This window comes from Luteimonas sp. A501 (assembly GCF_054052085.1).
Window position 1 is genome coordinate 927,788 of record NZ_JBSVRI010000001.1, and the last position, 25,431, is coordinate 953,218.

The following is a 25,431-nucleotide window of genomic DNA, read 5'->3' on the forward strand; positions in this document are numbered from 1 at the left end:
TGCTTGACTACGGCCATGCGCGTCCGGGGCATCCATCTGCAGCAATTCCTGCTCGGCGCGGCCCTCCTGGCTGCGCTGCTCTGGAATTTCGCCAAAGCGTCCGAAATCAATGACGTGCGGTTGACTGCCGGGCCTACGGGCACGCGCGCCGAGCTCAAGCTTGACGCCGAGGCGGACTACAAGCTGATTGCGCTCTCAGGGCCCGATCGCCTGGTCGTGGATTTTCCAAGCAGCCGGCTGGCGCTTCGCGCCGGTGCCCCGGCCGGCGCGGGCGTGGTCAAGGCGGTGCGTACTGGAGAGCCGGCGCCCGGAACCACCCGGGTGGTATTCGACCTGGCGATGCCGGTGGTCGCCCTTGCTCCGCGGTTCGAAGCCGGCCCCGACGGCGCCCGGCTGGTGCTTGAATGGCCCGGCGACCACGGCTCCGCGCCTGTGGCCCCGGCAGCAAGTGCCCGCGCTCCCACGGCTGGGGCGCCGGCCACGAACGATCCGATCGCGCGGATCGCGGCCGCTACCCAGTCCGGCGTCGGGGTGGCCACGGCCGCCACGAACGGTCCGGCCCCCGATCCGGCACGCGCGTCCGCCGATGCCACGTCGCGGCTGATCGCGAACCTTCCCGCCGCCGGCGCCCCGGCGCCCGCGGCCCCGTCCACGGCATCCCCGCAGCGGCCACAGCCATCGAGCGATCCGTCGCCGCGGCAGGCGGTGCCGACCACGATTGCCACCGGCGTGCCCGCGCCCGTCAAGCGCGAGGCCGCGGCGCCGGCCGCCTCCCGGCCGTCCAGCACCAACGCCGCGCAGGCCGCGGCCAGCGGTGCGACGCGTCCGCTGGTGATCTCCATCGATGCCGGCCACGGAGGCCAGGATCCCGGCGCCGTCGGCCCGACCGGCAAGCGCGAGAAGGACATCAACCTCGCCATCGCCCGCGAACTCGCGCGCCAGGTCAACGCCACGCCCGGCCTGAAGGCGCACCTGGTGCGCGACGCCGACGTCTTCATCCCGCTCAACCGCCGCGCGCAGCTGGCGCGCGCCGCCGGCGCCGACATGTTCATCTCGCTGCACGCCGATGCCGCCGAGAACCGCAGCGCCAAGGGCTCGTCGGTGTACGTGCTGTCGCTCAAGGGCGCGTCCTCGCAGCGCGCCCGCTGGCTGGCCGACAAGGAAAACGCGGCCGACCTGATCGGCGGCGGCAAGGTCGCGACCTCCGACAGCATGCTCACCAACGTCCTGCTCGACCTCACCCAGAGCGGGCAGATGAAGGCCTCGGAAGACGCCGGCAACCACATCCTCGCGGGCCTCAAGCGCATCGGCAACAACCATAAGCCGCACATCGAGCGCGCCAACTTCGCGGTGCTGCGTACCTCGGACATGCCTTCGATGCTGGTGGAAGCCGCCTTCCTTTCCAATCCGGAGGAAGAGAAGCGCCTGATCGACCCGACCTTCCAGGGCAACGTCGCGCGCGCGGTGCTGGACGGGGTCAAGACCTATTTCACCAGCCAGCCACCGCCGGGCACGCTGTTTGCGATGCGCGCATCCGCGGATGGCGTTCCGGTCGCGAGCGGCGGCAGCCGCTGAGGGCGGCAAGCTCGCTTATCATCGGGTCTGGCCCCTATCAGCCGGACGCACAGCGGCCGGTGCCCGCGACCTCTTGAGCATCCGCCAGCTTCCCGACACCCTCGTCAACCAGATCGCCGCCGGCGAAGTCATCGAACGCCCGGCGTCGGTGGTCAAGGAGCTGGTCGAGAACGCGCTCGACGCCGGCGCGCGGCGCGTCGACATCGACCTCGAGGAAGGCGGCGTGCGCCTGATGCGGATCCGCGACGACGGCGGTGGCATCGCGCCGGAGCAGCTGCCGCTGGCGGTGTCGCGGCATGCCACCAGCAAGATCGCCTCGCTCGACGACCTGGAGGTCGTGGCCACGCTCGGCTTCCGCGGCGAGGCGCTGCCGTCGATCGCATCGGTCAGCCGCTTCAGCATCACTTCGCGCCGCGATGGCGACGGGCACGGTGCCAGCCTGCAGGTCGAGGGCGGACGCGTGGGCGAGGTGCTGCCCAAGGCGCATCCGCAGGGCACCACGGTCGAGATCCGCGACCTGTTCTACAACGTGCCGGCGCGGCGCAAGTTCCTGCGCGCCGAGCGCACGGAGCTGGGCCACATCGAGGAATGGCTGCGCTCGCTGGCCCTGGCGCGCCCGGACGTCGAGCTGCGGGTCACGCACAACGGCCGTGCGTCGCGGCGCTATCGCGGCGGCGGCGAGGGGCTCGCGTTCGATGAAGGCGCCGGGCGCCTGGTCGAGACCCTGGGCGAGGCGTTTGCGCAGGCCGCATTGCGGGTCGAGCACGCGGTCGGCCCGCGCCCAGGCGACGACAGCCGCGGCGACGCGCCCGCGCTGCGCCTGCACGGCTGGATCGCGCAACCGACCTACTCGCGCGCCAGCGCCGACCAGCAGTACCTCTACGTCAACGGCCGCGCGGTCCGCGACCGCAGCGTCGCGCACGCGGTGAAGCAGGCGTATGCCGACGTGCTGTTCCACGGCCGCCAGCCGGCCTACGTGCTGTTCCTGGAGCTGGATCCGGCGCGGGTGGACGTGAACGTGCACCCGGCCAAGCATGAAGTGCGTTTCCGCGATTCGCGCATGGTCCACGATTTCGTCTATCGCACGTTGCATGAAGCGCTTGCGGCAACCCGCGCGGGTAACGCGCCGCTGGTGGCGGCGGTCAGCACCCAGGCTGTGGTCGGGCGCGAGCTGGCCGCGCGCGCTGCCGGCCAGTCCAACCTGTCGCTGCGCGTGGACGAGGCACGCGACGCCTATGCGCTGCTCTATGGCGCGGCAGCCACGGTTGCCGGTGGCGATGCGGGCGCCGGCAGCGCAAGCGCGGCCGGCGGCGTGGGCGGCCTGGCCTGGGCGCCGCAGCCGGGCACGCAGGGCCCGCTGCCCGAGACCGGCGAGGACGGCGTCCCGCCGCTCGGCTTCGCCGTCGCACAGCTGCACGGCATCTTCATCCTGGCCGAAGCCGCCGACGGCATGGTCGTGGTCGACATGCACGCCGCCCATGAGCGCATCGGTTACGAGAAGCTCAAGACCGCGCACGATGGCGCCGGCCTGCGCCTGCAGCCGCTGCTGGTGCCGCAGGCGGTGGCGGTGAGCGAGCGCGAGGCCGACATCGCCGAACGCGAGGCCGCGACCCTGGCCGAGCTCGGCTTCGAAGTCTCGCGCACCGGCCCGCAGTCGCTGCTGCTGCGCGGCGTGCCTGCCCTGCTTGCGAGCGGCGATACCGAGGCCCTGCTGCGCGACGTGCTCGCCGATCTGCGCGAACATGGCGAGAGCCGCCGCGTGCGCGCCGCCCGTGACGAGCTGCTTTCAACCATGGCCTGCCACGGCGCGGTGCGCGCGCACCGGCGCCTGACCATCGCTGAAATGAACGCGCTGCTGCGCGACATGGAAGCCACTGAACGCTCCGGACAATGCAACCACGGTCGCCCGACGTGGACACGCTTTTCGCTCGCCGATATCGACCGTTGGTTCATGAGGGGACGTTGATGACCAGACACACACCGCTTGCCGCCGCCGCGGCCTGGCTCCTGTTCGCCGTCGCGCTGGCGGGCTGTGGTTCCGATGCGCCACCGGCCGGTGGCGACCACCAGGCCACCGACGTACCCCAGACCAGTCCGGCACTGACCGCGGCCGAGGCCGAATGGCGCAGCGAGCGACGCGAAGGCCTGCTGGCCGAAGACGGCTGGACCAGCCTGGTCGGCTTGCACTGGCTGGAGCTGCGCGCGCACTACATCGGCAACAGCGCCACCAGCGGCATCCGCCTGGGCCACGGCCCGGCGAAGCTCGGCCTGGTGCAGCAGGAGGGCGGCCGGGTGTACTTCACGCCGGAGCGGGGCGTGGCGGTCGCCGTGGGCGATGCGCCGGTCACAGGCCGCATCGAGCTGCGCGACGCCCTCGATCCGGAACCGACGGAGTTGCAGTTCGATGACGGCAAGGGCAGGCTTTCACTGATCACGCGCGGTGAACGCCGCGCGCTGCGCGTCAAGCACGCGGAGGCGCGCGGGCGCACGGGCTTCGGCGAACTGGAATACTGGCCTGTGGATGCGGACTGGCTGGTCGAGGCGCGCTTCGAGCCGCATCCCGCCGGGCGCACCATCGAAATCGCCAACATCGTCGGCGGGATCGACCTGCTGCCCAATCCGGGCGCGGTGGAGTTCAGCAGGGACGACACCGACTACAGGCTTGAAGCCATCGCTGGCGAGGACGGCGGCCTGTTCCTGGTCCTTGCCGACCGCACCAATGGCCACGCCAGCTACGGCGCCGGCCGTTATCTGGATACGTCGCCGCCGGAAGCGGATGGCCGGGTCATGCTCAATTTCAACCGCGCCTACAATCCGCCCTGTGCCTTCACGGATTTCGCCACCTGCCCGCTGCCGCCGCCGGAAAACCGGCTCGACCTCGCGTTGACCGCGGGCGAAAAGGCCTATGCGAAGCCGGGCGCCTGACGTGCACGGGCACGCACCTGGCCGCCGCAATGCGGCGTCCACCACCCAGAAAAGGACCTCCATGTTCATTACCCACGGGGCCCGCGGGTCCCTGCTTGCCGGCGCCGTTGCCGCGACCCTGCTCATTGGCGCCAGCGCCTTCGCCATGGCCGCGCCACCGGCCAGCGCGCAACCGACCGCCGCGGCGACTGCCGGAACGACGGCTCCGGTGCCGCTGCTGTGGAAGGTGTCCGACAAGGACAACTCGCTGTACCTGCTCGGCTCCTTCCACCTGCTGCTTCCCACCGACTATCCGTTGTCGCGCGACGTCGACATGGCCTTCGCCGACGCCGAGAAGCTGGTGTTCGAGGTCGCGCCGGACGAACTGGCCTCGCCGCAGCTGGCCTTGCAGATGGCCCAGGCGGCAATGCGCACCGACGGCAGCACGCTTGACGACGAGCTTGGCCCGGAGCTGGCGGCGAAGCTTGCCGATTGGGGCCGCGACAACGCCGCGCAGCTGGCCGCCACCGGCATGACGGTCGAGGTACTGCAGCGTTTCGAGCCCTGGTTCGTGGGCATGATGGTGACCATCAGCCAGATGACCGGGCTGGGCTTCGATCCGGCCATCGGGCTCGACGCGCACATGGGCGGACTGGCGGAGACCGCGCAGAAGCCCGTGGCCGGGCTCGAGACCGGTGCCCAGCAGATCGCCTTCCTCGACGGAATGGACGCCGGCGAGCAGCTGCAGATGCTCGAGCAGGCGCTGGAACAGGCGGAGGCCGGTGCAGAGCAGATGCTCGCCCTGCACGGCGCGTGGCGGGCCGGCGATACGCAAGCGATCATCGACGGCACGATCGCCGAATTGCGCCGCGACTTCCCCGCGCTGTACCAGGTGATCAACGTCGGCCGCAACGACGCCTGGGTGCCGAAGCTGGAAGCGCGGCTGCGCGAAGATGGCAGCGACGACAGCCTGGTGGTGGTCGGCGCGATGCACCTGCTGGGCGAGGACGGCGTGGTCGAGAAGCTGCGTGCGAGGGGCTATGCAGTGGAGCGCGTGTGTTCGGAGTGCGTCGGCACGCGCTAGGGCAGGAGAGGGTCCGGCAGCATCACGATGCAGTCCACGGGACATGCCGGAACGCACAGCCGGCATCCCGTGCACAGCGGTGCAAGCACCACGTGCATGCGCTTGCTGCCGCCGATGATGGCGTCGACCGGACAGGCCTGGATGCACTTGGTGCAGCCGATGCAGTCGGGTTCGATCACCAGCGCGACCTCGGCCGGGCGGTGTTCGCCCAGGCTGCGGTCGAAAGGCAGTGGTGATACGCCCAGCAGGGTCGCCAATGCGCGCGCGCCGGAATCCCCGCCCGGGGGGCAGCGGTCCACGCCGGCGTCGCCTGCGGCCATGGCTTCGGCATAGGGCCGGCAGCCGCTGTAGCCGCACTGCCCGCACTGGGTCTGCGGCAGCAGCCGGTCGAGGCGCTCGACCAGGGCGTCGCGGCCGCTCATCGCCGGCTCAGCGGACCGGCATCCCGGGCGCGGCCGCGGGATCGGCGCCAAGCAGCGCCAGCGCGCCGGCGTCGAAGCCGGCGGACAGGATCATCCCTTCGCTCATGCCGAAGCGCATCTTGCGCGGCGCGAGGTTGGCGATGAAGACCACGCTGCGGCCGACCAGCGAAGCCGGCTCGCCGTAGCTTGCACGGATGCCGGAGAAGATCTGGCGCGTGCCGAGCTCACCGGCGTCTAGCTCGAAGCGCAGCAGCTTGTCCGAACCTTCGACAAATTCGCAGGCGATGACCTTGCCGATGCGCAGGTCGAGCTTGGCGAAGTCGTCGATGGTGATGGTGGGGGCCGCGGCGTCGCTGGACATCGCTTTGTTCGCCGTCGTGGTGGGCGTGCCGCCTTTGGTGGCTACGGACGGCGCGGTCGCAGCCGTAGCTGCTCCTACAAGGACGGGGGCGGCGGCAGGCTTGAGGTCGTCCTTGCTGGCTTCGGTCATGGTGGCGATGTTCTTCGGGTCGATGCGGGTGAACAGCGGCTGGTAGGGCTGGATGCGGTGGCCGGTGAGCGGGGCGTCCAGGTCCTGCCAGCGGGCGAGCGGAGCCGCGAGGAAGGCTTCCACCTGCACGGCCATCGCCGGCAGCACCGGGTGCAGCGCGCCGGCCAGCACGCGAAACAGGTTCAGGCCCTGGCTGCAGACAGCGTGCAGCTCGGCGTCGGCACCGTCCTGCTTCGCGATCACCCAGGGCTTGCGCTCGTCGATCCAGCGGTTGGCCTCGTCGGCCAGCGCCATCACCTGGCGCAGCACGCTGGCGGGCTCGTTGCGTTCGTAGGCGTCGCGCACCGGCGCCAGCGCCGCGACGAAGCGCGCGTACATCTCCGGCTCCGGCAGCGCCGGCGCGAGCATGCCGTCGAAGCGCTTGCCGATGAAACCGGCGCAGCGGCTGGCCAGGTTGACGAACTTGCCGACGATGTCGGAGTTCACCCTGGCCACGAAGTCGGCCAGGTTGAGGTCGATGTCCTCGACGCCGCCGCCGGACTTGGCCGCGAAGTAATAGCGCAGGGCCTCGGGCGGGAGCCCGGCATCCAGCCAGGTGCGCGCCATCACGAAGGTGCCGCGCGACTTCGACATCTTGGCGCCGTCGACGGTCAGGTAACCGTTGACGTGCAGTCGCGTGGGCGGGCGCAGCCCGGCACCATCGAGCACCGCCGGCCAGAACAGGCCATGGAAGTTGATGATGTCCTTGCCCAGGAAATGGTGCATCTCGGCCTGGCTGCCGGCATCGACGAATGCGTCGAAGTCGAGGCCTTCGCGCTCGCACAGCGCCTGGAAGCTGGCCAGGTAACCGATCGGCGCGTCGATCCAGACGTACAGGTACTTGCCCGGATGGCCGGGGATCTCGAAGCCGAAGTAGGGCGCGTCGCGCGAGATGTCCCAGGCGCGCAGCCCGCCCTCGCCGTCGACCCACTCCAGCAGCTTGGCCTTGACCCCGGGGGTGGCGACGTCACCGGCCAGCCACTCACGCAGGAAGGCTTCGAAGTGGCCGAGCTCGAAGAAGAAGTGTTCGCTCTCGCGCAGCTCGGGCGTGGCGCCGCTGACCACCGAGTACGGCTGCAGCAGCTCGGTGGGCGAGTAGGTTGCGCCGCAGTGTTCGCAATTGTCGCCGTACTGCTCGGCGGTGCCGCAGCGCGGGCAGGTGCCCTTGACGTAGCGGTCGGGCAGGAACATGCCCTTGTCCGGGTCATACAGCTGCGCCACCGAGCGCCGGCTGACGTGCCCGGCAGCGTCCAGGCGCGCGTAGATGGCCTCGGTCAACGCGCGGTTGCGTGGTGAGTGGGTCGAGTCGTAATGATCGAACGCGACGCCGAAGTCCGCAAAGTCGCGCTCGTGCCCGGCCTGGATGCCGGCGACGAAGGCCTCCGGCGTGGTCCCCGCCTTCTCGGCGGCGAGCATGATCGGCGTGCCATGGGTGTCGTCGGCGCAGACGTAGTGGACCGTGCCGCCGGCCATGCGCCGCGCGCGCACCCAGATGTCGGCCTGCACGTAGCCGACCAGGTGGCCGATGTGCAACGGACCGTTGGCGTAGGGCAGGGCGTTGGTGACGAGTGCGGGGCGTGGCATGGCGTGGCTGCGTGCGAAAGGATGCGGATTATCGCATGCCGGCCTGGAGCTCCCCGGGGGCGCGTAAGGCTAGATCCGCTCCCAGAGCTGCGACTTGCAAATGAAGGCCACGCAGCCGGAGACCTTCAGCTTGGCACCGCCTTCGACCAGTTCCATCTTCGACTTGTAGACCTTTCCTTCGTCGGGCTTGAGGATGGTGCCGCCCGACCAGGAGGCGCCGTCGGTCTTCATGCCGCGGATGATTTCCATGCCCGTGATCGGCTTGCCTTTGCGATCGTCCTTGCACTTGTCGCAGCTTGGATCGGGCCGGCTGGGGTCGAGCAGTTCGATGATGCGGCCGCTGTAAGTGCCGTCCGCGGCCCTGGAGATCTCGACAATCGATTTGGCCTTGCCGGTCTGGTCGTCGATCGTCTTCCACTGGCCCGTGGGTCCGTTGGCCTGTGCGCTGGCGCCTGGTGCCAGCAGGGCGGCGGTTGCGAACAGGATTGCGGAAAGGAAGTGCATGCGCATTGGGGGCTCCTGGGTAGTCAGTGGTCCGCCTTGGGGGCGGCCCCGCCGTTATAACCGCTGTCGCAGCGGAAGAGAACAAGGCCGGCGGGTCCGCGTCCGGCGTGGCCCCGCAAAAACGACGGGACCCGCGGCGCGAGCCGCGGGCCCCGTCCCCGACCTCGCCCTAGAAGCTGTAGCGCAGGGCGAAGCGGACGTTGCGTGGCGCCGAATAGCTCAGGATGCGCTCTGTCTGCGAGTAGGGCACGCCGACGCCGCCGTTCTCGCCGTACTCCACCATGCTCTGCCCGATCTGGTCGTCGAAGACGTTGAACACGTCCATCGACAGGACCAGCTTGTTGTCGGCAAACGCGGGGAGGTAGGCCACGCCAAGGTCGAGGCGCTTGTTCCACGGCATCCGGCCGCCGGTGCCGCGCGGCTGCGGCTCGTTGTTGCAAAAGTGGTAGTAGGGGCCGCCGTACGAATAGAGTTCGTTGAACTCGTCGTTCGCCGGGTCATCCGGGTAGTAGCCGGTGCAGTTCTTCGGGCGGCCGGAGATGAAGCTGGCGGTCGCGGAGAAGCGCCATTCCGGGCTGGCCTGGTAGTAGCCGTACGCCGTCAGCTTGTGGCGCCGGTCGTTGGGCAGGTACCCGTTGGCGAATTCCATCAGCTCCGGATGGTCCCAGTCCATCGTCTGCGAGACGTCACCCTGGCCCACGTCCGACTTCAGCTGGCCCTCCGCGTTGCCGTAGTTGCGCGACAGCGTGTAGTCCACGCGGCCAAACCAGGTGCCGTCGAAAGGACGCTCGACGAAGAAGTCGATGCCCTGGTACATGCGCTTGAGCTCGGGGAAGCCGAGTTCGGCTGCACTCAGCGCAACCTCGACCAGGTTGCCCGTGCCGTCGTCGAGCAGGAACGTGTTCGCTTCGCCCGGATTGAACAGGCGGCAGGCCGCCAGCGCATCGCCCAGACTGGTCGCGGTTTCCTCGCCCAGGCCCTGGTTGATCGCCCAGTTGTAGGCAGGGCGGAAGTCACACATGTCGTCGATCGCGCTGCGCAGGTTGCGGTGCACGTAACGGGCGCCAAAGGTGAACTGGTCGGCGAACTGCTTTTCGAAGCCGAGCACGAACTCGTCCTGGAAGTGCGGATCGATGCCCTTGGCGGTGACGGTCCGGGGATCGGGAGCCTGGCCATACTCGCGATTGGACGAGTACGGGCCGTCGCCGAGCGCGGTCGTCCCGATCGGCTCGCCGGTGGCCGGATCGATGCCGGTGAACGCGAAGTACTCATTGGTATACAGCGAGCCCGCGGCGCCGCGCAGGGCGACGTTGTTGGGCATGGCCAGGTGGTAGCGGCCGGCGTTGGCGAACACCTTGAGGGAGGCGTCACCGAGGACGTCCCAGCTCAGTCCGATGCGCGGCGCCCACTGGTCCCTTTGTTCCACGTAGGAAACGCCGTCGGCGTTGAAGTTCTCGAAGTTCTCGTTGCGCAGGCCCAGCGAAAGCAGCCAGTTGTCGGAAACCTGCCAGCGGTCCTCGAGGTAGTACGCGTACTGTTCGACGGTAAACGTGCCGCCGTTCGCGTACTTGTACTGCGACACGTAGTCGCCGCTCCCGCCCGGGCAGGTGGCGCCGCCGCCGCCGTCGATCCCGTCGCCTTCGCGGCCAGGGCCGCAACTGCTGTAGATCCAGCGATAGCCAGGGCCGGATGTCACTTCACCGGCCCGCGATTCGGAATCCTGCCGGTCATAGCCCAGCCGCAGCAGGTGCGAGCCCGCCTGCCATTCCAGGTCGATGCGACCGCCCTCGGTTTCGTCGTACGCGTCGGGGAAGGCGAGCTGTCCATACGAACCGCGCTGCACCGGATTGGCGATAGAGCGGGTGTCGCTGACATAGGTGATGCCGGGGTCGTACCCGAACGGCACGGCCTCGTGGTCGCCCTGTTGCTGGCCATAAAGCGCGGTCAACGTGAGGTTGTCGGTCAGGTAGCCGGTGTAACGGCCGATATAGAGCTCGCCGCCGTCGCGATAGTAGTACCCGCCGGTCTTGGTCGTGCCGCGGATGACGTCATCGGCATTGGGCACGTACTGGAACTGGGAATACTGGACGTTCTGCTCGGTCACGTCCGATACCGCCGTGAATTCCAGGGCATGGTTGTCGGAGATCTGCCAGTCGACCTTGGCCATCCAGCGCGGGATGTCGTACTCGGAACGCTGTCGGCCGTTGGTGGCGCCGCCCGGGCGCGCAAGAACCCCGATCTGGTCCTGCTGGGTGATCTCGCCGCTCGCGTACACGAACAGGCGGTCCTTGATGAGCGGGCCGCTGGCGTGGACGCCATAGCTCCACGCACCGGACTCGATCTCGTCGCGCTTCTGGTAGAGCAATCCGTCGGTGGGCGTACCGTTGTCCGGGTAGTAGATGTTCCTGGAAGTGGCACGCAAGCTCGACGGCGAATAGGTCAGCAGGCCACCGAACTTCCACTCGTTGCCACCACGGTTTGTGACGATGTTCACGACACCACCGGTCGCGCGCCCGAACTCGGCGCCGTATCCGCCGGTGATCACCTGCATCTGGTTGATGCCGTCGAAGGGCAGGGTGGTCGAGCCGAGGTTGGTCAGCGGGTTGGTGACGGCGTAACCGTTGATGTAGAACGCGTTTTCCGACGCCGCCGAGCCGCCGAACGAGGCGGTATTGGGATAGCGCGAGTCAGCCTGGATGACGCCGGGGGCGAGCAGCGCCACGGCCTGGATGTTGCGCGCAACCGGCATGTTCTGGAGCTTTTCGGCGGTGAAGACGGTGCGCGTATCAGTGGCCGACACGTCAATCGACGGGCCGCGGTTGCCCAAGACCTGCACGCCGTCGATGGTGGTGACATCGCCGCCAGCCGTGGCCGAGAAGGAGACCTCGGCACCGCCGCCGATCACCACCGCGACGTTGTCGCGCGAGCCCACGACCTCGGCGCCGCGCGCCGCGGTGACGCGATAGCGGCCCACCGGCAGGGACGACATGCTGAAACGCCCGCTCGAGTCGGCAACGACGTCCCTGCGAAAGCCGGTGTCGGCGCTCTCCACGGTGATGGTTGTTCCCGGCTCGACGCCGGATCCGAAAATGGAGCCTGCGGTATTGGATTGGGCGTGGACGCCCGAGACAAAGCACATTCCGAGCGCGAGGCTCAGCACGGTGCGTCGTGCAGTGGAGCGGATGGTGGGTTTCTTCACGGCGTTCGGACTCCCCGGTTGATGTGGAGGACGCTAATGCCGCGAATTCATTCCCCATGGGTCCGGGAGCGCAGCGGCCGTCGGGTCCGTTTCTTGCCTTGCTTGACTCTGGTATGCATGCGGCTTTGCGGACTGCAGAATTTCTTAACATGGGGTTAACGCTATTGCAACAGTTCTGTGTTGCATTTCCCGCGCAAATGTGCGCTGGATCCGGTTTCCGCTGCGGAAGCGTCGCGTTTGATTCCCACGCAGGGCCGGAGGCGGCGTATTCAGAGCGGCGTGGCTCGCAGTCGCTGCTGCTTTGGCGCAAGCTTGCCGGCCGTAGTCACTGCCGGAGTGGAGAGTTGTTCCCGAAAACGCCGTCGCCCCCGGCCGCGCGGATCCCCGCGCGTGCCGTCCAAGGCACCCTCAAGCCCCTGCCGCGGGTCCGCAACATCATTGCCGTGGGCTCCGGGAAGGGCGGTGTGGGCAAATCGACCACCGCCGTCAACCTGGCACTGGCCCTCGCGGCCGAGGGGCCGCGCGTCGGCATCCTCGACGCCGACGTCTACGGCCCCAGCATTCCGACCATGCTCGGCCTGTCGGGCCGGCCCGAGAGCCCGGACAACAAGTCGATCCTCCCGATGCGCGCCCACGGCATCGAGGCGATGTCGATCGGCCTGCTGGTCGAGGACGACACGCCGATGATCTGGCGTGGACCGATGGCCACGTCGGCGCTGACGCAGCTCCTGGGCGACACGCTGTGGGGCGGTGAAGAAGGCCTCGACTACCTGGTGATCGACCTGCCGCCGGGCACCGGGGACATCCAGCTGACGCTGGCGCAGAAGATCCCGGTCGCCGGCGCGGTCATCGTCACCACACCCCAGGACGTGGCCACGCTTGACGCCCGCAAGGCGCTGAAAATGTTCGAAAAGGTGGAGGTGCCGGTGCTGGGCCTGGTCGAGAACATGGCGGTGCACGTGTGCTCGAACTGCGGCCACGCCGAACACGTGTTCGGCGAAGGCGGCGGCGCACGCATGGCCAGCCAGTACGGCGTGCCGCTGCTCGGTTCGCTGCCGCTGGAGATCGCGATCCGCCAGCACGCCGATTCCGGGGTGCCGGTGGTGGCCGCGGCGCCCGATTCCGCCGCCGCCGCCGCGTACCGCGAGCTTGCGCGCAACGTGGTCGCCGAGCTGGCCAAGCGGCCACGCGCGCCGGCGTCGATCTCGGCCTCGCTGCTCTGAACCTGCAGCGCGGTCGAAGTCGCCGCGCTGCCACGTCGCCGCCGGGATGCCCCGGCGGCGACCATTCCCTACAATCGCCGCACCTGCCCTGGCGTCCCGCCGGGGCATCGTTGCCGGGAGCCGCATGAGCATCAAGTCCGACCGCTGGATCCGCCGCATGGTCGCGGAAAAGAACATGATCGAGCCCTTCGAGCCCGGCCAGGTCAAGTTCGTCGACAAGGGCGGCGCCAGCGCCGAGCGCATCGTCAGCTATGGCACGTCGAGCTACGGCTACGACGTGCGCTGCTCGCGCGAGTTCAAGGTGTTCACCAACATCAACTCCACGATCGTCGACCCGAAGCACTTCGACCCCAAGAGCTTCGTCGACATCGAGGCCGACGAATGCATCATCCCGCCGAACTCGTTTGCGCTGGCGCGCACCGTGGAGTACTTCCGCATCCCGCGCGACACGCTGGTGGTCTGCCTGGGCAAGAGCACCTACGCGCGCTGCGGGATCATCGTCAACGTGACCCCGCTGGAGCCGGAGTGGGAGGGGCACGTGACGCTGGAGTTCAGCAACACCACGCCGTTGCCGGCGCGCATCTATGCCAACGAGGGCGTGGCCCAGATGCTGTTCTTCCAGGCCGCGGCCGACGACATCTGCGAAACCTCGTACCGCGACCGCGGCGGCAAGTACCAGGGCCAGACCGGGGTCACCCTGCCGCGGACCTGAGCATGGTCAGGGAGCCAGCGCCGCCTGCAGTTCGCGCACCCGGGCTACCAGGGCTTCGGGCGCGTAGGGGCGTGCGGCGACCCGGCCCCAGACCGGCGCCGGCCAGGCCGGGTCATGCTCGAAGCGGGCGATCACGTGCACGTGCAGCTGCGGCACCAGGTTGCCGAGCGCGGCGACGTTGAGCTTGTGCGGCTGGAACACGTCGAGAAGCAGCCGTTCGCAGCGGCTGATCTCCTCGACCAGGGACGCGCGCTGCGCGGGGTCCAGATCAAGCAGTTCGCGTGCGCCTGCCACCCGCGGCACCAGCACCAGCCAGGGGTAGTTGCTGTCGTCCATGAGCTGCAGGTCGCACAGGGGCAGGGCGGCGAGCGGATGGCTGTCGGCGGCGAGCTGCGGATGCAGGGCGTAGGGTTCGTGCTGTGGTGACCTGTGCCTGGGCATGGCGCCCTCCTTCAATGGTCCGCCGCGGGCGCGAGCGGCAGGAAGTCGGCCCTCGGCTCGATTCTAGCCCGCCGCTATAATCGCCGCGCGAAGACCCCGCACCCTCCCGTCCGCGTAGCGCGGACCACTTCCAGAGCCATCCCAGCGCATGACCGACACCATTTCCCCGACCGCACCGCGCGTGGGCTTCGTCAGCCTCGGCTGCCCCAAGGCCCTGGTCGACTCCGAGCGCATCCTCACCCAGCTCCGGGTCGAGGGCTACGCGCTGTCGTCCAGCTACGACGCCGCCGACGTGGTCGTGGTCAACACCTGCGGCTTCATCGATTCCGCCGTGGCCGAATCGCTGGACGCGATCGGCGAGGCCATGGCCGAAAATGGCAAGGTCATCGTCACCGGCTGCCTGGGCAAGCGCGCCGACGTGATCCGCGAGGCGCATCCGGGCGTGCTCTCGATCAGCGGCCCGCAGGACTACGTGAGCGTGATGGACGCGGTGCACACCGCGCTGCCGCCGCGGCACGATCCGTTTGTCGACCTGGTGCATGCGCCGCGCCTCAGCGGCGAGGACTACGCGTCGGGGGTGAAGCTCACCCCGAAGCACTACGCCTACCTGAAGATTTCCGAAGGCTGCAACCATCGCTGCAGCTTCTGCATCATCCCGTCGATGCGCGGTGACCTGGTGTCGCGCCCGGTCGACGAAGTGCTGCGCGAGGCCGAGCGCCTGGTGCACGGCGGCGTGCGCGAGCTGCTGGTGGTGTCGCAGGACACGTCCGCCTATGGCGTCGACCTGCGCTATGCCGAGCGCACGTGGCGGGGCAGGGCCTACCAGACCCGCATGAAGGCGCTGTGCGAAGGCCTTTCCGAGCTCGACGCCTGGGTGCGCCTGCACTATGTCTATCCGTATCCGCACGTCGACGGCATCATCGAGCTGATGACGCAGCGCAAGGCCGACGGCCAGCCGCGCCTGCTGCCCTACCTCGACATTCCCTTCCAGCACGCCAGTCCGCGCATTCTGAAACTGATGAAGCGCCCGGGCGCCGTCGAGCGCACGCTGGAACGCGTGCAGTCCTGGCGCGCCGCCTGCCCGGAGCTGACGGTGCGCTCGACCTTCATCGTCGGCTTCCCGGGCGAAACCGAGGCCGAGTTCGAAGAGCTGCTCGACTTCCTCGATGAAGCCCAGCTCGACCGGGTCGGCGCCTTCGCCTATTCGCCGGTGGAGGGTGCCGCGGCGAACGCGCTGCCGGACCCGGTGCCGGAGGAAGTGAAGCAGGAGCGGCTTGCGCGCTTCATGGAGCGCCAGGCCGACATCTCGGCCGCGCGCCTTGAAGCCAAGGTCGGCACCGTGCAGCGCTGCATCGTCGATGCCATCGACGGTGACCTGGCGATCGCACGCTCGATGGCCGACGCCCCGGAGATCGACGGCCTGGTGCAGGTGCAGGACGGCCGCGAGGCCGGACTGGTGCCGGGCGAATTCGCCGACATCCGCATCATGGGCAGCGACGAGCACGATCTCTACGGCGAGGTGGAGTGGACGTAAACGAATCACCCGCGCGGGCGCTGCGCGCGTGGCGCTCGATCACGCGGACCCATCCGACGGCCGGTCAGCATCTTGCCGTCCTGGATGGCCTGCGCGGCCTGGCGTTGCTGCTGGTGCTTGCCAGTCACTTGGGGTTGGTCGGCGCACACCTGATCCCGGGGCTCGACTTTTCCGGGGCCGGCAAGACCGGGGTATGGCTGTTCTTCGCGTTGAGCAGCTTCCTGCTGATGCAGCAGTTGCTCGCGCTTGACGCAGCGGGCCGGCTCGATGCCCGTGCATGGGGCCGCTTTGCCGTGCGCCGGGTGCTTCGCATCTACCCGCTGTACGTGGTTTACCTGCTGGTGTGCTGGCTGGCGCCGTTCCCGGTCTATCCGCGGATGGACGATACCGCCGAGCTGGGGCGTCACCTGGTGGCCATCGAGGGAACCGGCCACCTGTGGTCGATCGCAGTGGAGGTCCACTTCTACCTGCTGCTGCCGGTGCTGGTACTGGCATGGCGATACCTGCTGCGCCGACGCGTGGCCGCGGCGCTGCTGGCGATCGCGGTGGTCATCGCGGTGCGTCACCTGGCCGATCCGGCCTTCGACCGCGACGGCCTGCATACATACCTGGCGATCTTCATGGCCGGCAGCGGCGCCGCGGTCTTCCACCACCATCTGCGCGGGCGCGCCTGGTGGCGCGCACCGGCAACCAGGCACGCACTGGCGGTGCTTGCCTGTGCATTGACCCTGTTGCTGGTCGTCATCACGCCAGGCATCTGGAACCTCGTGACCGGCAGCGCACTGCTGCTCAACCACTGGCACCATGCGTTCACGCCCTTTGCGCTGGTGTCCGCGCTGCTGGTGCTGGCCGCGGCCAACGCGGCGCCATGGCTGCAGTCCGCGTTCGCCATCCTGCCGCTGCGGGTGGCGGGCGTGGTCAGCTTCGGCGCGTACCTGTGGCATGCGACGCTGCTGGCCAACGTGCGTTACAGCGACTGGTTTGCCGGCACCTGGCAGGCCTGGGCGTTCGTGGCCGTGACGCTGGCGGTTTCGATCGCGAGCTATCTGCTCCTGGAAGAACCCTTCCTTCGCATCGGCGCGCGCAAGCGGTCTCCGTCGACGCCGGCGCGGCCCGCGGCCCGGGTTCAAACCGCCGGCCGTGCGCCTTCCGGATAGCTTATTCCAAGCACCGCATAGCAACTGATGCCGCCGGGCAGGGTTACGTCGACTTCGTCATCCGTTCGCTTTTTCAGCAGTGCGCGCGCCAGCGGCGAGTCGATGCTGATCCAGCCGAGCGTGGCATCGGTCTCGTCCGGGCCGACGATCCGGTAGGTCGAGCATTCACCGCTGGCGACATCCTCCACCTCCACCACGGCGCCGAAATACACCGCCGACGGATCGCTGGGGGCGGTGTCCACGACGCGTAGCTCCTGCAGGCGCTTGGACAGATAGCGCACGCGGCGGTCGATCTCGCCGAGCTGTTTCTTGCGGTAGGTGTATTCGGCGTTCTCCGAACGGTCGCCCTCGGCCGCGGCGGCGGCGAGCGCGCGCACCACTTCGGGGCGGCGCACGCGCCAGAGGTCGTCGAGCTCGGCCTTCAGGCGTGCGTGGCCCTCCGGCGTCACCAGTGCGGTGGATTTCTCCGGCGGTGGGCGCCAGCGCGACATGGTGGTCTCAGCGCCTGCCGGCCGCGGTCGATACCGGCATCGACACCGACACGCACGCCAACGTCGCGGGGCGGACCATGCGCGCGCTCACTTCTTTCCCGTCAGGCCGCCAAAAATGCCGCGCAGGATCTGCCGGCCGATCTGGTTGCCGACTGTTCGCGCGGTCTGCTTGGCCATGGTTTCGACCATGCCCTGGCGGCGCTTGGTGCCGAACACCGCGTCCTTCATCGATTGTGCGAAGCCGCCGCCCGATTCCTGCTCGTCCTGCTTGGCGGTGCGCGCCTTCGGCGCATCGGCCTGCTCGGCGAGGCCGTCGGCCTTCTTTGCCAGCATCTCGAAGGCCGATTCGCGGTCGACCGTGGTGTCGTACTTCGCCCCCACCGGGCTGCCCGCGCGCACACGCTCGCGTTCCGAGTCGGTGATCGCGCCCATCCGGCAGCGCGGCGGCGCGACCAGGGTCTGCTCCACCGGCATCGGCGCGCCCTTGCCCTGCAGCGTTGATATCAGCGCCTCGCCCGTCCCGAGCTGGCCGATCGCCTTGGCGACATCGAGCCCGGGGTTGGACACGAAGGTTTCCGCCGCGGTACGCACCGCCTTCTGGTCGCGCGGGGTGTAGGCGCGCAGCGCGTGCTGCACGCGGTTGCCGAGCTGGCCGAGCACGTTGTCGGGCACGTCGTCGGGGAACTGCGAGCAGAAGTACACGCCGACGCCCTTGGAGCGGATCAGCCGCACCACCTGCTCGATGCGCTGCAGCAGCGCCGCCGGCGCATCGTTGAACAGCAGGTGCGCCTCGTCGAACACGAACACCAGCTTCGGCTTATCGAGGTCACCGACCTCGGGCAGGGTTTCGAACAGTTCCGACAACAGCCACAGCAGGAAGCTCGAATATAGCCGCGGTTTCAGGATCAGGCGGTCTGCGGCCATGATGCTGACCACGCCGCGGCCGTCGCTGGTGGTGCGCATGATGTCGGCCAGTTCGAGCGCCGGCTCGCCGAAGAAGGCTTCGCCGCCGTCGGATTCCAGGCGCAGCAGCGCGCGCTGGATGGCGCCGATCGACGGCGTGCTGACCAGGCCGTACTGGGTGGACACCGCCTTGCGCTCCTCCGCCACCAGCGCGAGCAGGGCGCGCAGGTCGGCAAGGTCGAGCAGCAGCAGGCCGCGGTCGTCGGCGAGCTTGAACACGATGTCGAGCACGCCGGACTGGGTGTCGTTGAGCTCCAGCATGCGCGAAAGCAGGGTCGGCCCGATCTCGCTGACCGTGGTCCGCACCGGGTGGCCGGCCTTGCCGTAGATGTCCCAGAACAGCACCGGGCTGGCTTCGGGGCCGTAGGCGTCGACGCCGATCATCGCCGCGCGTTCGCGCAGCTTGTCGTCGATGTCGCCGGGCACGGCGAGGCCGGCGACGTCGCCCTTCACGTCGGCCATGAACACCGGCACGCCGATCCGCGAGAAGCCTTCCGCCAGGGTCATCAGGGTCACGGTCTTGCCGGTGCCGGTGGCGCCGGCCACGAGGCCGTGGCGGTTGGCGAGCCTCGGCTGCAGGAAGACGCGGCCGCCAGTTTCGGGCAGGGATTCCGGGGTGGTGACGGCCTTGCCGACGAGGATCGGGTCCATGGGGGCTCCTGTGTGATAGGCGGATTCTAGCGACAAGGGGCTGCCGGGCGGGGTCCCCGGCGAAGCGCTTGCCGCTGGCCGAGACCGGCCGCTACCCTGCAGGATCGAAAAGCAGTCCCTGGTCCTCGAATGCCCCCATTTTCCGTTGTCCTGCCGCGGCTGGCGCTTGCCGCGGCCGTTGCAGTCCTTGCCCTGCACATCCCCGAAGCCTCCGCCCAGTCAAAGCGCGACCGCGCCGCCGCCGCAGACCTGGTCGAGCGCATGGCCACCGCCGAGGCCCGCTACCGCGAGTCGCTGGTAAAAGCCGCCAACGCCGACCCCGTCGCCATCGACGAGGGCAACGCCGCGCTCGAGGACATGGAAGACGTGATGCTGGCCTGTGAGAAGCAGCGCGGCTGCGAAGTCGCCTCGATGCTGCCGGGGTGGAAGCGGCTGCTGAAGGCCCAGGCCGACGACGCCGCGGGCGTGTACGGCGGCGAATTCGATTCCGAAGGCTTCGACGAGGGCGGCCTGCCGACGGGCGACGTGCCCGAGGGTGCCAGCGCCGCGGCGCTGCTGAGCGAGGACGGCCAGCGCTTCGTAAGCATGGTGCAGTTCAACCCGGCGGTGCAGGAAGGCATCCGCCGCTGGCTGACCGACATGCGCGTGTCGCTGATCACCAGCCACGAGAACTACCAGTACATGCGCCACCTGATGGCGCCGGCCTTCGAGAAGCGCGGCCTGCCCGAGGCGTTGCTGTTCGGGATCATGGCCAAGGAATCCACCGGCCGCGTGCACGTGGGTTCCCGCGCCGGCGCGGTGGGTCCGCTGCAGTTCATGCCGGCCACCGGGCGGCGCTTCGGCCTGGGGGTGGATGCCAGCGGCTTCGACACCCGGTACGACCCCGCATTGTCCGCGGACGCCGCGTCGAGCTACCTCAGCGAGCGTTTCGCCGAATTCGGCAACGAAGTCGAGAAGTGGCTGGCCGCCTACAACGGCGGCGAGGGCCGGGCAAAGCGCATCCACGATGCCACCGGCGGCCGTCCGTTCTGGGAGGCTGACGTTTACAACCAGTTCCCGGCCGAGACCCGCGACTACGTGCCGATGGTGATCGCCGCGGCCTGGCTCTACCTGCATCCGAAGGAATATGGGCTGAGCTTCCCGCGGGTTGATGCGCGCCCGACGCACTTCGCGCTCTCGCGGCCGGCGTCGATCTACGAACTCACCGTGTGCATGGGCGACAGCGGCAGCCGGCATGGCTACATGCGCCAACTGCGCAACCTGAACCCGCGCTTCGAAGCGGACCAGGTGATTCCCGCCGGCGCGGTGCTCCAGGGCACCACGCGCATGGCCGCGCTGTACAAGCGCTGGTGCGCGCAGGGCCGGCGCGCGGAGCTTGCAAAGCAGTTGATGGGCAGCAGCGTCAATGCGGCCCTGGTGCGCACGGGGCCGATCGAAGTGGTGCGGCCCGCCGGGACCACGGTCGCCACCGGCGTCGCGACGCCGAGCGCGGCGCCGCGCGAGCACCAGGTGGCGCGTGGCGAAACCCTGGCCGCGATCGCGCGCCAGTATGGCTGCGAGGTGCGGAAGCTGGCCCAGGCCAACCGTCTGAAGGGGCCTGCCTTCGCCATACGCACCGGCCAGCGGCTGCGCCTGGAAGGTTGCAGCCGCTGAAGGGCACGGAGCCGCCGCGCTCCGCCTGCCAGACTACGGGAATGCACCTGCGCTTCGACAACGTTTTCCTTCGCGAACTTCCCGGCGATCCGCTCGCCGGACCGGGAGTGCGCCAGGTGCAGGGTGCGGCGTGGTCGCGGGTTGCGCCGACGCCGGTTGCGGCGCCGCGGCTGGTCGCGCATGCGGCCGAGGTGGCCCGGCAGTTGGGCATCGCCGCCGATGCGCCTGGCGCGCCGGCGTTCGCCGGGGTTTTCGGCGGCAACGAGCTGCTCGCGGGCATGGATCCCTGGGCGGCGAACTACGGCGGCCACCAGTTCGGCCATTGGGCCGGCCAGCTTGGCGACGGGCGCGCGATCAGCCTGGGCGAAGCCGTGGCCGCCGATGGCAGCAGGCACGAGCTGCAGCTGAAGGGGGCGGGCCAGACGCCGTACTCCCGCGGCGCCGACGGCCGCGCGGTGCTGCGGTCCTCGATCCGCGAGTTCCTGTGCAGTGAAGCCATGCATCACCTGGGCGTGCCGACCACCCGCGCGCTGTCGCTCGTGGCCACCGGCGAGCCGGTGGTGCGGGACATGTTCTACGACGGCCACCCGCGGCCGGAGCCCGGTGCGGTCGTGTGCCGGGTCGCGCCCTCGTTCATCCGCTTCGGGACCTTCGAGCTGCCGGCCTCGCGCGGGGACGTGGACCTGCTGCGCGCGCTGGCGGAATTCTGCATCTGGCGGGACTTCCCGTGGCTGCTGGGCCAGGACCACGAGGGCCGGCCGCTGGCGGAACTGCGTGCGGCCGGCGCCTTCGACGAAGCGCTGTTCGCGGCCTGGTTCCGCGAGGTTTGCGTGCGCACCGCTGTGCTGGTCGGCCACTGGATGCGGGTGGGCTTCGTCCACGGCGTGCTCAACACCGACAACATGTCGATCCTCGGACTCACGATCGACTACGGCCCCTATGGCTGGATCGACGACTACGATCCCGACTGGACGCCCAACACCACCGATGCCAAGGGACGCCGCTACCGTTTCGGCTGGCAGCCGCGCATCGCGCACTGGAATCTGTCGCGGCTGGCAGGCGCACTGTCGCCGCTGTTCGCCGAAGCAGCACCGCTGCAGGCCGGGCTCGACGCCTACGCGGCCACTTGGAGCCGGTGCGAGCGCGACAACGCCGCCACCAAGCTGGGACTCGCGGACTGCAGCGACGACGATCTCGAGCTGATGCGCGCGCTGCAGGCGCTGATGCACCGCACCGGTGCCGACATGACGCGTCTGTTCCGCGCGCTGTCCGATATCGATGTCGAAGCGGCCGCGCCCCCGGCCGCACCGCTGCGCGGCGCGTTCTACGATCCGGCGCTGCCGGCCGAGCATGCCGCCGCGCTGGACGCCTGGCTCGCCCGCTACGCCGCCCGCTGCCGGGCGGACGGACTGCCTCGCGAAGCGCGGATCGCACGCATGCATGCCGCCAATCCGCGCTACGTACCGCGCAACTACCTGGCGCAGCAGGCGATCGACCGCGCGGAATCGGGTGACGAATCCGGAATCGCCGAGCTGTTGGACGTGTTCCGGGACCCCTACGGCGAGCAGCCTGGCCGCGAGGCCTTCGCCGCCCTGCGCCCCGACTGGGCCCGGGACCGCGCTGGCTGCTCGATGCTGTCCTGCAGTTCATGAAACCAGCCGGCCGCGGCGCCCGCGAGCGGTAGAATGGGCGGATGCCCCTGATCACACTGAATTCGGTCGACTACAGCGTCGGCGGTCCGCTCCTGCTCGAGAAAGTCGAGTTGGCCATTGAGCCCGGCGAGCGCATTGCGCTGATCGGCCGCAACGGCGCCGGCAAGTCCACTCTGATGCGCCTGCTGTCGGGCGAGATCAAGCCCGACGATGGCGACATCCGCCGCGACGGCACCGTGCGCGTGTCGCGCCTGGAGCAGGAGGTGCCTGCCGGCGCCGCCGGCACGGTGTTCGACGTCGTCGCCGAAGGCATGGGCGAGCTGGGCGCGTGGCTCGCCGAGTTCCACCACCTGAGCCACGGCGACAACTACGACGCCGACGCGATGTCGGCGGTGCAGGCGAAGATCGATGCCGCCGACGGCTGGGCCGCGGACCAGCGCGTGGAAGAGACGCTGCAGAAGCTCGACCTCGATGGCGAACTGGCCTTCTCCGAGCTTTCCGGTGGCATGAAGCGCCGCGTGCTGCTGGCGCGTGCGCTGGTGTCGGCGCCCGACCTGCTGCTGCTCGACGAGCCCACCAACCACCTCGACATCGCCGCCATCGACTGGCTGGAAAGCTTCCTGAAGGGCTGGTCCGGCGCGCTGGTGTTCGTCACCCATGACCGCCGTTTCCTGCGCGCGCTGGCCACCCGCATCGTCGAGATCGACCGTGGCCAGGTGACCAGCTGGCCGGGCGACTGGGGCAACTATCTGCGCCGCAAGGAAGAGCGTCTCAACGCCGAGGCGCAGGAGAACGCGCGCTTCGACAAGATGCTGGCGCAGGAAGAAATCTGGATCCGCCAGGGCATCAAGGCCCGCCGCACCCGCGACGAGGGTCGCGTGCGGCGCCTGGAAGCGATGCGCAACGACCGCGCCAAGCGCCGCGAGCTGACCGGCAACGTGCGCATGGACACCGCGCAGGCCGGTGCGTCCGGCAAGAAGGTGATCGAGGCCAAGGACGTGTCGTTCGCGTTCGGCGACCGCGCCATGGTGCGCGACTTCTCGACCACCATCCTGCGTGGCGACCGCATCGGCCTGGTCGGTGCCAACGGCAGCGGCAAGACCACCCTGCTGAAACTGCTGCTGGGCCAACTGCAGCCGCAGTCCGGCGAGATCCGCATCGGCACCCAGCTACAGGTCGCCTATTTCGACCAGTACCGCGCCACGCTGCGCGAGGACTGGAACGCGCTGGAGAACGTGGCCGAGGGCCAGGATTTCGTCGAGGTCGGCGGCAAGCGCAAGCACGTGATCGGCTACCTGCAGGACTTCCTGTTCACGCCCGAGCGTGCGCGCGCGCCGATCACCCGGCTCTCGGGCGGCGAGCGCAACCGGCTGCTGCTGGCCAAGCTGTTCGCGCAGCCGTCGAACCTGCTGGTGATGGACGAACCCACCAACGACCTCGACGTCGAGACGCTTGAGCTGCTCGAGGAACTGCTGGCGGACTACCCGGGCACGCTGCTGCTGGTCAGCCACGACCGCGACTTCCTCGACAACGTGGTGACCTCGACCCTGGTGATGCAGGACGGCGGCGAGGGCCGGATCGGCGAGTACGTTGGTGGATACAGTGACTGGCTGCGGCAACGGTCCGTCGTGCGAAGCACGGAGACGCACGCGCGCGCGGTCCAGGACAGGTCTGTCGAAACTCCGGCAACGGTGGAGGCCGACGCGGGTGCAGCCCCGCGCCGCAAGCTCAGCTACAAGCTCGAACGCGAGCTGGAACAGCTGCCGGCGCGGATCGACGCGCTGGAGGCCGACATCGCCCTGCGCATCGAGGCGATGAACGACCCGGCGTTCTACCAGCGTCCAGGCGCCGACATCGACGCCCACAAGCACGCGATCGCACTTGCGCAGGCGGAGCTCGACGCTGCGTATGCGCGCTGGGCCGAGCTGGAGCAAGGCGCGACCTGAGTGCCCTGGCGTCGTAAACCGGAGCGTCACTACTGCGGGGCGGGTGTGACGCAGTGCCGGGAACGCCCATTCGCCAGCTTGGCATTACTTGCCGCACGGGCGGATCGGGGCGACCCTGCGCGGATGCAATCGATAGAACAGACTGGAGTCCGCGAGCGCGAGAGGCGGTTCGTCGCGCGCGTGCACCACATGCGAACCCTGGGGGGCGCCCTGTCGGCGCTGCTCGTGGCATCGGTGTTGGCAGGCAACGACGCGCCGGCATGGACCTGGGCGCTGTGGGCCTTCAATGGATTCGCGTGGCCGCTGCTGGCGCGCTGGCTCACGCACCGCGCGCATGAGCCGAAGCTGGCCGCCCAGCAGCATCTGGTGATCGATTCGGCCGCCGCCGGCGCCTGGATCGCGATCATGGGATTCAACCTGGTGCCCAGCGCCGTGTTGCTGGTCATGGTCACCATGGACAAGATCGCCGTCGGCGGCTGGCGCTTCGCCGCGCGCACCACGCCGGCACTGCTCATCGCCTGCGTGCTTGTGTCCGCGGCGCTTGGATTCCCGGTGGGGCTTGAAAGCAGCATGGCGAGCATCCTTGCCACGCTGCCGTTCCTGGTCGTGTACCCGCTGGTGCTGGCCACGATCACATACGAGCTCGGGCGCAACATCAGTGCGAAGAACCGCCAGCTGCAGCGGCTCAACCGCATCGATGCGCTGACCGGCCTGCGCAACCGGCGTGGCTGGAACGAAGCCCTGGCCGCCGAGCTGGCCAGGCATGCGCGCACGCGGCGGCCGGCGGTGCTGATGCTGGTCGATGTCGACAACCTCAAGGAGGTCAACGACAGCCACGGCCACGTCGTGGGCGACGAGGTGCTGCGCAACGTGGCCCGGGTGCTGGAAATCTGTGCCCGGGACATCGACACGCCGGCGCGCTACGGCGGCGACGAGTTCGGCGTGCTGCTGGCCGAGACCGGGCTGCAGGGTGCGCTGCGGGTGGCCGAGCGCGTGCGCACCACCTTTCTCGCCGAGCGCCCCGAGGAGGCGGTGCTGCAGAACTGCACGTTGAGCATCGGCCTGGCCGAGGTCGATCTTGCGGTGGTCACCGCGGACGAGTGGCTGCAGCGCGCGGACGGGGCGATGTACCGGGCGAAAGCCGCGGGCCGCAACCGGGTCGAGTCCGACGTGACGGTGGCGTTCGAGCGACCGCGCTGAGCAGTTC

General features: G+C 69.2%; 19 protein-coding genes. 12 read left to right on the forward strand and 7 right to left on the reverse strand.

Annotated features, from left to right (window positions below; all coding sequences use genetic code 11):
- The first annotated feature begins 15 nt into the window (after positions 1 to 15).
- From ACW7G5_RS04230 to ACW7G5_RS04245, 4 genes are all read left to right on the forward strand, one after another.
- On the forward strand, positions 16 to 1,575 hold the full coding sequence (locus ACW7G5_RS04230; protein ID WP_457002867.1) for an N-acetylmuramoyl-L-alanine amidase: 1,560 nt from the start codon (positions 16 to 18) through the stop codon (positions 1,573 to 1,575).
- 73 nt (positions 1,576 to 1,648) lie between these two features.
- Positions 1,649 to 3,541 carry a DNA mismatch repair endonuclease MutL gene (gene mutL, locus ACW7G5_RS04235; RefSeq protein WP_457002081.1) on the forward strand — a complete coding sequence of 631 codons (1,893 nt, stop codon included), beginning with the start codon at positions 1,649 to 1,651 and terminating at the stop codon, positions 3,539 to 3,541.
- Positions 3,541 to 4,500 (forward strand): DUF1684 domain-containing protein, encoded by a 960-nt coding sequence (locus ACW7G5_RS04240; protein ID WP_457002083.1) that lies wholly within the window; start codon positions 3,541 to 3,543, stop codon positions 4,498 to 4,500. Before mutL ends, ACW7G5_RS04240 begins: the two co-directional genes overlap by 1 nt.
- Before the next feature lie 61 nt (positions 4,501 to 4,561).
- Positions 4,562 to 5,563 carry a TraB/GumN family protein gene (locus ACW7G5_RS04245; protein WP_457002085.1) on the forward strand — a complete coding sequence of 334 codons (1,002 nt, stop codon included), beginning with the start codon at positions 4,562 to 4,564 and terminating at the stop codon, positions 5,561 to 5,563.
- Here ACW7G5_RS04245 and rnfB read toward each other — a convergent pair.
- The 4 genes from rnfB to ACW7G5_RS04265 all read right to left on the reverse strand — a co-directional run bounded on the left by rnfB (position 5,560) and on the right by ACW7G5_RS04265 (position 11,801).
- The gene (gene rnfB / locus ACW7G5_RS04250) at positions 5,560 to 5,985 is read right to left on the reverse strand and encodes an Rnf electron transport complex subunit RnfB (protein ID WP_457002087.1); all 426 of its coding nucleotides are present in this window, start codon (positions 5,983 to 5,985) and stop codon (positions 5,560 to 5,562) included. The genes ACW7G5_RS04245 and rnfB overlap by 4 nt on opposite strands.
- A gap of 7 nt (positions 5,986 to 5,992) precedes the next feature.
- Entirely contained in the window at positions 5,993 to 8,098 is a 2,106-nt protein-coding gene (gene metG, locus ACW7G5_RS04255) for a methionine--tRNA ligase (protein WP_457002088.1), read from the reverse strand.
- Positions 8,099 to 8,167: 69 nt separating this feature from the next.
- Positions 8,168 to 8,608, reverse strand: coding sequence for a DUF2147 domain-containing protein (locus tag ACW7G5_RS04260; RefSeq protein WP_457002090.1), 441 nt, complete (start codon positions 8,606 to 8,608; stop codon positions 8,168 to 8,170).
- Between the two features lie 163 nt (positions 8,609 to 8,771).
- Positions 8,772 to 11,801, reverse strand: coding sequence for a TonB-dependent receptor (locus ACW7G5_RS04265; RefSeq protein WP_457002092.1), 3,030 nt, complete (start codon positions 11,799 to 11,801; stop codon positions 8,772 to 8,774).
- A gap of 344 nt (positions 11,802 to 12,145) precedes the next feature.
- Here ACW7G5_RS04265 and apbC point away from each other — a divergent pair, with 344 nt between their 5' ends.
- Positions 12,146 to 13,024 carry an iron-sulfur cluster carrier protein ApbC gene (gene apbC, locus ACW7G5_RS04270; RefSeq protein WP_457002094.1) on the forward strand — a complete coding sequence of 293 codons (879 nt, stop codon included), beginning with the start codon at positions 12,146 to 12,148 and terminating at the stop codon, positions 13,022 to 13,024.
- Positions 13,025 to 13,148: 124 nt separating this feature from the next.
- Entirely contained in the window at positions 13,149 to 13,736 is a 588-nt protein-coding gene (gene dcd, locus ACW7G5_RS04275) for a dCTP deaminase (RefSeq protein WP_457002096.1), read from the forward strand.
- 6 nt (positions 13,737 to 13,742) lie between these two features.
- On the opposite strand, the gene ACW7G5_RS04280 is transcribed toward dcd, so the two are convergent.
- Entirely contained in the window at positions 13,743 to 14,177 is a 435-nt protein-coding gene (locus tag ACW7G5_RS04280) for an HIT family protein (RefSeq protein ID WP_457002098.1), read from the reverse strand.
- 148 nt (positions 14,178 to 14,325) lie between these two features.
- On the opposite strand from ACW7G5_RS04280, the gene rimO reads away from it, so the two are divergent.
- Complete coding sequence (rimO, locus tag ACW7G5_RS04285; protein ID WP_457002100.1) at positions 14,326 to 15,711, forward strand: 30S ribosomal protein S12 methylthiotransferase RimO; 1,386 nt, start codon at positions 14,326 to 14,328, stop codon at positions 15,709 to 15,711.
- Positions 15,702 to 16,868, forward strand: a complete 1,167-nt coding sequence (locus tag ACW7G5_RS04290; RefSeq protein WP_457002102.1) for an acyltransferase family protein — start codon at positions 15,702 to 15,704, stop codon at positions 16,866 to 16,868. Before rimO ends, ACW7G5_RS04290 begins: the two co-directional genes overlap by 10 nt.
- Here ACW7G5_RS04290 and greB read toward each other — a convergent pair.
- Both greB and ACW7G5_RS04300 read right to left on the reverse strand, forming a co-directional pair.
- Entirely contained in the window at positions 16,838 to 17,359 is a 522-nt protein-coding gene (gene greB / locus ACW7G5_RS04295) for a transcription elongation factor GreB (protein ID WP_457002103.1), read from the reverse strand. The two genes, ACW7G5_RS04290 and greB, sit on opposite strands and share 31 nt — an antisense overlap.
- An 87-nt stretch (positions 17,360 to 17,446) precedes the next feature.
- Positions 17,447 to 18,973, reverse strand: a complete 1,527-nt coding sequence (locus ACW7G5_RS04300) for a helicase HerA-like domain-containing protein (protein ID WP_457002105.1) — start codon at positions 18,971 to 18,973, stop codon at positions 17,447 to 17,449.
- Positions 18,974 to 19,102: 129 nt separating this feature from the next.
- Between ACW7G5_RS04300 and ACW7G5_RS04305 the strand changes: the two genes are divergently transcribed.
- From ACW7G5_RS04305 to ACW7G5_RS04320, 4 genes are all read left to right on the forward strand, one after another.
- Complete coding sequence (locus ACW7G5_RS04305; protein ID WP_457002106.1) at positions 19,103 to 20,626, forward strand: transglycosylase SLT domain-containing protein; 1,524 nt, start codon at positions 19,103 to 19,105, stop codon at positions 20,624 to 20,626.
- 41 nt (positions 20,627 to 20,667) lie between these two features.
- Positions 20,668 to 22,278 carry a protein adenylyltransferase SelO gene (locus ACW7G5_RS04310; protein ID WP_457002107.1) on the forward strand — a complete coding sequence of 537 codons (1,611 nt, stop codon included), beginning with the start codon at positions 20,668 to 20,670 and terminating at the stop codon, positions 22,276 to 22,278.
- A gap of 41 nt (positions 22,279 to 22,319) precedes the next feature.
- Positions 22,320 to 24,224 carry an ATP-binding cassette domain-containing protein gene (locus ACW7G5_RS04315; protein WP_457002109.1) on the forward strand — a complete coding sequence of 635 codons (1,905 nt, stop codon included), beginning with the start codon at positions 22,320 to 22,322 and terminating at the stop codon, positions 24,222 to 24,224.
- A 189-nt stretch (positions 24,225 to 24,413) separates the two neighbouring features.
- Positions 24,414 to 25,424, forward strand: a complete 1,011-nt coding sequence (locus ACW7G5_RS04320) for a diguanylate cyclase (protein WP_457002111.1) — start codon at positions 24,414 to 24,416, stop codon at positions 25,422 to 25,424.
- Positions 25,425 to 25,431: the final 7 nt, after the last annotated feature.